The organism is Streptomyces sp. NPDC097617, from assembly GCF_044761485.1.
Lineage (GTDB): Bacteria > Actinomycetota > Actinomycetes > Streptomycetales > Streptomycetaceae > Streptomyces.
Genome location: NZ_JBIWCL010000033.1, coordinates 89,487 through 98,611, shown reverse-complemented (window position 1 = coordinate 98,611; position 9,125 = coordinate 89,487). Strand labels below are relative to the sequence as shown.

Genomic DNA, 9,125 nt, shown 5'->3' with positions numbered 1-9,125 from the left:
GCTGTCGCGAGGGTGTCCAAGTCGGTCTTCACACACAGACTCTGGACGCCCTCGTCCTATGTCCGCAGGTCATCCCTTGGACTCATTCATCTAGGGGTCCCTCCGCACAACGGGCCAGGGGCCGTTCCTCCCGGCGGAGGAGGTGGGGCGCCCCGATGCCTCCTTAACTGGAACCTACGGAACAGAGGCCGGGGGGTGGGGTTAACCCCCGGGCGGATACGGCGATGGGCACCAGCGCGCCGCGACACCGCCCGGCGGAGACTTCATGACGGCGACGCGCACCCATCTGACGCACGCATTCGAAGAAGGAGAAAGACCGTGACAACGGCTATGACCGAAACCAGGCACGGGGGTACTGGAGGGCATGCAGCCGTCGCGGCCCGGGCACGCAAGGTCGTCAAGGCCTATGGCTCCGGGGAGACGCGTGTCGTCGCCCTCGACGACGTGGACGTGGACATCATGAGCGGGCAGTTCACCGCGATCATGGGTCCCTCCGGCTCCGGCAAGTCCACGCTGATGCACTGCCTCGCCGGTCTCGACACGGTGACCAGCGGCCAGATCCACCTGGACGACACCGAGATCACCGGGCTGAAGGACAAGAAGCTCACGCAGCTGCGCCGCGACCGGATCGGCTTCATCTTCCAGGCCTTCAACCTGCTGCCCACGCTCAACGCCCTGGAGAACATCACGCTCCCCATGGACATCGCGGGCCGCAAGCCCGACGCGGAGTGGCTGAACCGGGTCGTGGAAACCGTGGGACTCGCCGGCCGCCTCAAGCACCGTCCGACCGAGCTGTCCGGCGGCCAGCAGCAGCGCGTGGCGGTCGCCCGCGCCCTCGCCGCCCGCCCGCAGATCATCTTCGGCGACGAGCCGACCGGAAACCTGGACTCCCGGGCGGGCGCCGAGGTCCTCGGCTTCCTGCGCCGCTCGGTGGACGAGCTCGGCCAGACGATTGTCATGGTCACGCACGACCCGGTGGCCGCCTCGTACGCGGACCGCGTCATCTTCCTCGCCGACGGCCGGATCGTCGACGAGATGTACGGGCCCACCGCCGAGCAGGTCCTGGACCGCATGAAGGACTTCGACGCGCGCGGGCGGACCTCATGAGTACCGTCCTGAAGACCTCGCGGCGCAACTTCGTCGCCCACAAGGGGCGGATGGCGCTCTCCGCCGTCGCGGTCCTGCTCTCCGTCGCCTTCGTCTGCGGCACCCTGGTGTTCACCGACACCATGAACACCACCTTCGACAAGCTGTTCGCCGTCACCAACGCCAATGTGACGGTCACCCCGAAGGAGGCCGAGGAAGGGGAGGAGACCTCTGCCCGCGGCCGCCCCGAGACGCTGTCCGGCTCGGCCGTCGAGCAGGTCCGCAAGGCCGAGGGCGTCAAGAGCGCCGAGGGCGGCGTCGTGTCGATGTCCGTCACGGTGGTCAACTCCAAGAACGAGAACATGGGCTCGACCACCGGCGCCCCGACCATCGCGGGCAACTGGAGCGACAACGAGCTCAAGTCCATGAAGATCACCTCGGGCAACGCACCGCGCGGCCCGACCGAGGTGATGGTCGACGCCGACACCGCCGAGAAGCACCACCTCAAGCTCGGTGACGAATTGCGCACCATCGCCATCACCGGCGACATCCGCGCCAGGATCAGCGGTATCGCCACCTTCACCGTCACCAACCCGGGTGCGGCGATCGTCTACTTCGACACCGCCACCTCGCAGCAGGCGCTGCTCGGCTCCCCGGGCGCCTTCACGCACGTCAACGTCACCGCCAAGGACGGGGTGAGCGACGAGCAGCTCAAGCAGCACGTCGCCACGGCCGTCGGCGCGGACACCTACAAGCTGCAGACCGCCAAGGAAGCCGCGGACGCCAACCGCAAGGACGTCGGCTCCTTCCTCGACGTCATGAAGTACGTGATGCTCGGCTTCGCCGGGATCGCCTTCCTCGTCGGCATCTTCCTGATCTTCAACACCTTCTCCATGCTGGTCGCCCAGCGCACCCGCGAGATCGGCCTGATGCGCGCCATCGGCGCCGACAGCGGGCAGGTCCTGAAGTCCGTGGTCGTCGAGGCCTTCCTGCTCGGTGTCGTCGGCTCGATCCTGGGCGTCGGGGCGGGTGTGGGGCTCGCGATCGGCCTGATGCAGCTCATGGGGTCCATGGGCATGCACCTGTCGACCGATGATCTGACCGTCGCCTGGACCACCCCGGTCGTCGGCATCGTCCTCGGCGTCATCGTCACCGTCGTCTCCGCCTTCGTCCCGGCCCGGCGGGCCGGCAAGGTCTCCCCGATGGCCGCGCTCCGCGAGTCCGGCACCCCGGGCGACAAGAAGGCCGGCGTCATCCGCGCCGTGCTCGGCCTGGTCCTCACCGGCATCGGCGGCGCCGGCCTCTACCTCGCCACGGCCGCCGAGAAGGCCGGACCCGGATCGCTCTGGCTGGCCCTGGGCGTCGTCTTCAGCCTCATCGGCTTCATCGTGATCGGCCCGCTGCTCGCCGCGGGCGTGGTGCGGGTGCTCTCCGGAGCGGTGCTGAGGCCCTTCGGGTCCGTGGGCCGGCTCGCCGAGCGCAACGCCCTGCGCAACCCGCGCCGCACCGGCGCCACCGCCGCCGCGCTGATGATCGGCCTCGCGCTGGTCGCCTGCCTGTCGGTGGTCGGCTCCTCGATGGTGGCCTCCGCGACCGAGGAGCTCGACAAGTCGGTCGGCGCGGACTACATCATCAACTCCGAGACCGGTCAGCCCGTACTGCCGCAGGCCGAGCAGGCCCTGCGCGCCACCGAAGGCCTCGACCACGTCACCGCCTACCGCGAGGTGGCGGCCAGGCTCACCGCCCCCGACGGCACCTCCGAGGAGGTGGGACTCGGCGCCACCGACCCGACGTACGCCAAGGACATCCGGCGCAAGATGGTCGCCGGCGAGCACGCGGCGGCGTACGCGGCGAACGCGATGGCGGTCGGTTCCGAATACGCCACGAAGCACGGGGTCAAGCTCGGCGACGAGCTGACGGTCGCCTTCACCGGTGGCAGCACGGTCAAGCTGAAGGTCGCCGCGATCACCAGCGACGAGGGCAACCTCGACAAGGGCATGAAGTACATCAGCACCGAGACGGCCCGGGCGAACGTCCCGGCGGACAAGCTGCCGCTCCCCTTCATGCTGCTGGCCAGCGCGCGGGACGGTAAGGCCGACGCCGCGGCGTACCAGTCGGTCAAGACGGCGATGGCCGAGTACCCGCAGTACAAGGTGCGCAACCAGACCGACTACAAGCAGGCCCTGAAGGACCAGGTCGGCCAGCTGCTGAACATGGTCTACGGGCTCCTCGGCCTCGCGATCATCGTCGCGGTCCTCGGCGTCGTGAACACCCTGGCCCTCTCGGTGGTCGAGCGGACCCGCGAGATCGGCCTGATGCGCGCCATCGGCCTCTCCCGCCGCCAGCTGCGCCGCATGATCCGCCTGGAGTCGGTGGTCATCGCCCTCTTCGGCGCCCTGCTCGGCCTCGGGCTGGGCATGGGCTGGGGGATCGGCGCCCAGCAGCTCCTGGCGCTCCAGGGCCTGAAGGTGCTGGAGATCCCGTGGCCGACGATCCTCGGGGTGTTCGCCGCCTCGGCCTTCGTGGGCCTGTTCGCCGCACTGGTCCCGGCCTTCCGGGCAGGGCGGATGAACGTACTGAACGCGATCGCGAGCGAGTAGCCGCTCACGATCGTTCGGGGGAATGCCGGTCCGGGACCTCAGGGTCCCGGACCGGCGTCGTTTCCGGGGCGGCCCGCTCTCCCCGTCACTCCCGCCGCGTCACCCCCGCTGCATCAGGACGATGCCGCCCGCCTCACCCACCAGGGTGAACTGCTCGCCGGGGTGGAGCTGGCGGGCGTAGTCGGTCGGGTCCTCGCCGGCCCACTTGGAGGAGTTGTCGATGGTGATCCAGTCGGGGACCACGCCCTTGCTGCCGCCGATCCACAGCACGCGGCAGCGGGAGGTCAGCCGGGTCAGCGGGGTGGTGTCGGCCTCCACGGTCGCCCCGTCGGGAATCCGGTCCAGGAGCCGCTCGATGGCCGTGACCCGCTCGGGCTTCTGGTACGTACGGGCCTCCGCGAGCTTGGCCGTCGGCATGGCGGTCGCGCTCAGGGCGAGGGCGGCCGCGAGCACCGCGGTCGGCAGCTGGAGGGCGTACGAGCGCAGCCGGGGCCGCTCGCCGCGCCGGACGATGTCGATGGCGTCGACCAGCGCGAGAGCCACGACCGGCATCAGTACGGCGCTGTAGTGCCAGTCGGTGGACCAGTAGTGGTCGTCCCCGGACAGGAACCGCCAGCCGAGGGTGGGCGCGGCGACCAGGAGCAGCGGAGAGCGCAGGGCGAGCAGCCCGGAGGTGGGGATCAGTACCCACGCCAGGGTGGTCAGCTTGGTGCCGATGCCGCCCAGCGGCCCCGCGCCGTCGATCTTGTCCCAGTAGCCGTAGCCCGCCGTGGCGAAGGCCGGTATGAGGACGGTGAACACCAGGACGGCGAAGACGCAGGCCGCGGCGGCGATGCCGAGCGCGGTCACGGCGGTCCGCCGGTCGGTGGTCCTGGCCCGCCAGGTCACGACCACGGCGAGCGCCGCGAGGGTGAAGCCGAGGTCCTCCTTGACCAGGATCAGCGGCGCCCCCCACAGCAGGGCGGCCCGCCAGCGCCGGGCGAGCACCGCCTCCAGGGCGAAGGCCAGCAGGGGCACCGCGAAGGCGATCTCGTGGAAGTCGAACTCCACGGCCCGCTGGATGCCCCAGGACAGCCCGTACGCGATGCCGACGGCGAACCCGCGCGGCCGGCCGAGGAAGCGGACGGCCGCCCGGGTGACGGGCACGGCGGACAGCGCGAACAGCGCGGACTGCACGACCAGCAGGGTGACGGGCCCGGGGAAGACCCGGTAGACGGGGGCGACCAGCGCGATGATCGGGCTGAAGTGGTCCCCGAGGATGTTGGCCCCCGGCCCCTTCAGATCGACGACGGGCACCTGCAAGTGCGCGTAGGCGCGGATCGCCTGCTCGAAGATCCCCAGGTCCCAGGAGGACCAGTCCATCCGCCGGAACCGCCCGACGGACAGGGCGAGGTAGACGACGAACAGTCCGGCGGCCACCAGCCAGGGCGGTGCCCACGGGTACCGGACCGGCCGGTCGGGTGCCGGTACCACCGGCGCCGGGCGGGCTATCGCATCGCTCGTCACGGACTCGTGCTCCTCCGGGAAAAGTCGTCTCCCCGGCGGAAGACGACGCGGCGAGCTCGGACAGTCACAACACGAACATCGTAAAGCGGTGCGAGGGGCGTCGTCGTAGGGTGGGAACCCCCGGCCCGTGCGACGTGTCGGGCCCTTCGCGTTGCCCGCTCCGCACCCCCGCACCTTCACACCCGCAGACCTCCACCGGACGGAAAGCCTCTTCATGAGCCTGCACGGACTGCTCGACGCCGTCACCCGTGACGCCGCCCTCGCCGAGGCGGTCTCCGCGGCCGGGGACGGCAAGCGCATGCACGTGGACCTGGTCGGCCCCGGCGCCGCGCGGCCCCTCGCGATCGCCGCGCTGGCCCGCGAGACCGGGCGGACCGTGCTGGCGGTCACCGCCACCGGGCGCGAGGCCGAGGACCTGGCCACCGCGCTGCGCTCGCTGATGCCGCCGGGCCGCCAGGACACCGTGGTGGACTATCCGTCCTGGGAGACGCTCCCGCACGAGCGGCTCAGCCCGCGCAGCGACACCATGGGCCGCCGGCTCGCCGTACTGCGCCGCCTGGTGCACCCGAGCAAGGACGACCCGGCCGCGGGGCCGGTGAGCGTGCTCGTCGCACCCATCCGGTCCGTGCTCCAGCCGCAGGTCAAGGGGCTCGGGGAGCTGGTCCCGGTCAGCCTGCGCCAGGGCGGCGGCGCCGACCTCGGGGAGATCACCGAGGCGCTGGCGGCCGCCGCGTACACGCGGGTCGAGCTCGTCGAGAAGCGCGGGGAGTTCGCCGTGCGCGGCGGCATCCTCGACGTGTTCCCGCCCACCGAGGAACACCCGCTGCGCATCGAGTTCTGGGGCGACGAGGTCGAGGAGATCCGTTACTTCAAGGTCGCCGACCAGCGCTCCCTGGAGATCGCCGAACACGGACTGTGGGCCCCGCCCTGCCGCGAGCTGCTGCTGACCGACGCGGTACGGGAGCGGGCCGCGGCCCTCGCCGAGGCCCATCCCGAGCTCGGCGAGCTGCTGCACAAGATCGCCGAGGGGATCGCGGTGGAGGGCATGGAGTCCCTCGCCCCGGTCCTCGTCGACGAGATGGAACTGCTCATCGACGTGCTGCCCGCCGGGTCGATGGCCGTGGTCTGCGACCCCGAGCGGGTCCGGACCCGGGCCGCCGACCTCGTGGCGACCAGCCAGGAGTTCCTGATGGCGTCCTGGGCGGCCACCGCGGGCGGCGGCGAGGCCCCCATCGATGTCGGCGCGGCCTCGCTCCGCGGGATCGCCGACGTCCGCGACCGGGCCCGCGAGCTCGGCATGATGTGGTGGTCGGTGTCCCCCTTCGCCGCCGACGAGAGCACGGGCGGCAGCGACACCCTGAAGCTCGGGATGCGGGCCCCGGAGGCCTACCGCGGCGACACCGCCCGGGCGCTCGCCGACACCAAGGGCTGGATCTCCGACGGCTGGAACACCGTCTACGTCACCGAGGGCCACGGCCCGGCCGCCCGTACCGTCGAGGTGCTCGGCGGCGAGGGCATCGCCGCCCGGCTGGAGCCGGAGCTGCGCACCCTGGAGCCGAGCCTGGTCCACGTCGCCTGCGGCTCGATCGACAACGGCTTCGTCGACCCGGTGCTGCGCCTGGCCGTCCTCACCGAGACCGACCTGACCGGCCAGCGCACCGCCACCAAGGACCTCGGCCGGATGCCGACCCGGCGCCGCAAGACGATCGACCCGCTGACCCTGGAAGCCGGCGACTACATCGTCCACGAGCAGCACGGCGTGGGCCGCTACGTCGAGATGGTCCAGCGGACGGTCCAGGGCGCCACCCGCGAGTACCTGCTCGTGGAGTACGCGCCGGCCAAGCGCGGGCAGCCCGGCGACCGGCTCTACATCCCCACCGACCAGCTGGAGCAGGTCACCAAGTACGTGGGCGGTGAGGCCCCGACCCTGCACCGGCTCGGCGGCGCCGACTGGACCAAGACCAAGGCGCGCGCCAAGAAGGCGGTCAAGGAGATCGCCGCCGACCTCATCAAGCTCTACAGCGCGCGCATGGCGGCCCCCGGCCACACCTTCGGGCCGGACACCCCCTGGCAGCGCGAGCTGGAGGACGCCTTCCCGTACGCGGAGACGCCCGACCAGCTCACCACCATCGCCGAGGTCAAGGAGGACATGGAGAAGTCGGTCCCCATGGACCGGCTGATCTGCGGCGACGTCGGCTACGGCAAGACCGAGATCGCGGTGCGGGCCGCCTTCAAGGCGGTCCAGGACGGCAAGCAGGTCGCCGTCCTCGTACCGACGACCCTCCTCGTGCAGCAGCACTTCGGCACCTTCTCCGAGCGGTACGCCCAGTTCCCGGTCAAGGTGAAGGCGCTGTCCCGCTTCCAGAGCGAGACGGAGTCGAAGGCCACCCTGGAGGGGCTGAAGGAGGGGTCGGTCGACCTCGTCATCGGCACCCACCGCCTCTTCTCGCAGGAGACGAAGTTCAAGGACCTGGGCCTGGTCATCGTCGACGAGGAGCAGCGCTTCGGCGTGGAGCACAAGGAGCAGCTGAAGAAGCTGCGGGCCAACGTCGACGTACTGACCATGTCCGCGACCCCGATCCCGCGCACCCTGGAGATGGCGGTGACCGGCATCCGCGAGATGTCGACGATCACCACCCCGCCGGAGGAGCGGCACCCGGTGCTCACCTTCGTCGGCCCGTACGAGGAGAAGCAGATCGGCGCGGCCATCCGCCGCGAACTGCTGCGCGAGGGCCAGTGCTTCTACATCCACAACCGGGTCGAGTCCATCGACCGGGCGGCCGCCAAGCTGCGCGAGATCGTGCCCGAGGCGCGGATCGCGACCGCCCACGGCCAGATGTCGGAGCAGGCCCTGGAGCAGGTCGTCGTCGACTTCTGGGAGAAGAAGTTCGACGTGCTCGTCTCGACCACGATCGTCGAGTCCGGCATCGACATCTCCAACGCCAACACCCTCATCGTCGAGCGCGGCGACAACTTCGGCCTGAGCCAGCTGCACCAGCTGCGCGGCCGCGTCGGGCGTGGCCGCGAGCGCGGGTACGCGTACTTCCTGTACCCGCCGGAGAAGCCGCTCACGGAGACGGCGCACGAGCGCCTCGCGACGATCGCCCAGCACACCGAGATGGGCGCGGGCATGTACGTGGCGATGAAGGACCTGGAGATCCGCGGTGCGGGCAACCTGCTCGGCGGCGAGCAGTCCGGCCACATCGCCGGCGTCGGCTTCGACCTCTACATCCGCATGGTCGGCGAGGCGGTGGCCGACTACCGGGCCGCGGTCGAGGGCCAGCCGGAGGAGGAGCCGCCGCTGGAGGTCAAGATCGAGCTGCCGGTCGACGCGCACGTCCCGCACGACTACGCGCCGGGCGAGCGGCTGCGCCTGCAGGCATACCGTTCCATCGCCTCCGCCAACTCCGAGGCCGACATCAAGGCCGTACGGGAGGAACTCACCGACCGCTACGGCAAACTGCCGGAGCCGGTGGAGAACCTGCTGCTGGTCGCCGGGCTGCGGATGCTGGCCCGGGCCTGCGGGGTCGGGGACATCACCCTCCAGGGCAACAACGTCCGCTTCGGGCCGGTGGAGCTGCGCGAGTCGCAGGAACTGCGCCTCAAGCGGCTCTACCCGCGGACCGTGCTCAAGCCGGCCACCTCACAGGTCCTGGTCCCGCGCCCGAAGGCGGGCAAGATCGGCGGCAAGCCGGTGGTCGGCCGGGAACTGCTGGCCTGGACCGGCGAGTTCCTCACGACGATCCTCGGCTCGTAGCGACGACGCCCGGACGGGCCCGGGACCCGGAGGTCCCGGGCCCGTCCGGGGGGACGCGTCGGCCGAGGTCGTGCGGGTCGCGGCGGCAACCCCGCCCGGCACGGGCGCCGTGCAGCGAGCGTGCAACGGTTGCGCGCATCCCCTCACTCCTGGCCGGGAACGCTGTATACCCTCAG

4 protein-coding genes are annotated in these 9,125 nt (G+C 71.1%); 3 read left to right on the top strand and 1 reads right to left on the bottom strand.

Going from position 1 to position 9,125, the window contains the following annotated elements; genetic code table 11:
• Positions 1–330 precede the first annotated feature (330 nt).
• Both ACIQZO_RS36035 and ACIQZO_RS36030 read left to right on the top strand, forming a co-directional pair.
• On the top strand, positions 331–1,107 hold the full coding sequence (locus tag ACIQZO_RS36035) for an ABC transporter ATP-binding protein (RefSeq protein WP_374774331.1): 777 nt from the start codon (positions 331–333) through the stop codon (positions 1,105–1,107).
• Positions 1,104–3,686: an ABC transporter permease gene (locus ACIQZO_RS36030; RefSeq protein WP_403634867.1), complete on the top strand. Its 2,583-nt coding sequence runs from the start codon at positions 1,104–1,106 to the stop codon at positions 3,684–3,686. The genes ACIQZO_RS36035 and ACIQZO_RS36030 overlap by 4 nt, the downstream gene beginning before the upstream one ends.
• 99 nt (positions 3,687–3,785) lie before the next feature.
• On the opposite strand, the gene ACIQZO_RS36025 is transcribed toward ACIQZO_RS36030, so the two are convergent.
• Positions 3,786–5,192, bottom strand: a complete 1,407-nt coding sequence (locus ACIQZO_RS36025) for a DUF2079 domain-containing protein (RefSeq protein ID WP_403634864.1) — start codon at positions 5,190–5,192, stop codon at positions 3,786–3,788.
• Between the two features lie 214 nt (positions 5,193–5,406).
• On the opposite strand from ACIQZO_RS36025, the gene mfd reads away from it, so the two are divergent.
• On the top strand, positions 5,407–8,949 hold the full coding sequence (gene mfd, locus ACIQZO_RS36020) for a transcription-repair coupling factor (protein WP_403634861.1): 3,543 nt from the start codon (positions 5,407–5,409) through the stop codon (positions 8,947–8,949).
• Positions 8,950–9,125 lie beyond the last annotated feature (176 nt).

Bases quoted from the DNA above. Each gene is read 5' to 3' on its own strand.
- ACIQZO_RS36030 (WP_403634867.1), top strand. From the start codon at position 1,104: ATGAGTACCGTCCTGAAGACCTCGCGGCGCAACTTCGTCGCCCACAAG.
- mfd (WP_403634861.1), top strand. From the start codon at position 5,407: ATGAGCCTGCACGGACTGCTCGACGCCGTCACCCGTGACGCCGCCCTC.
- ACIQZO_RS36035 (WP_374774331.1), top strand. From the start codon at position 331: ATGACCGAAACCAGGCACGGGGGTACTGGAGGGCATGCAGCCGTCGCG.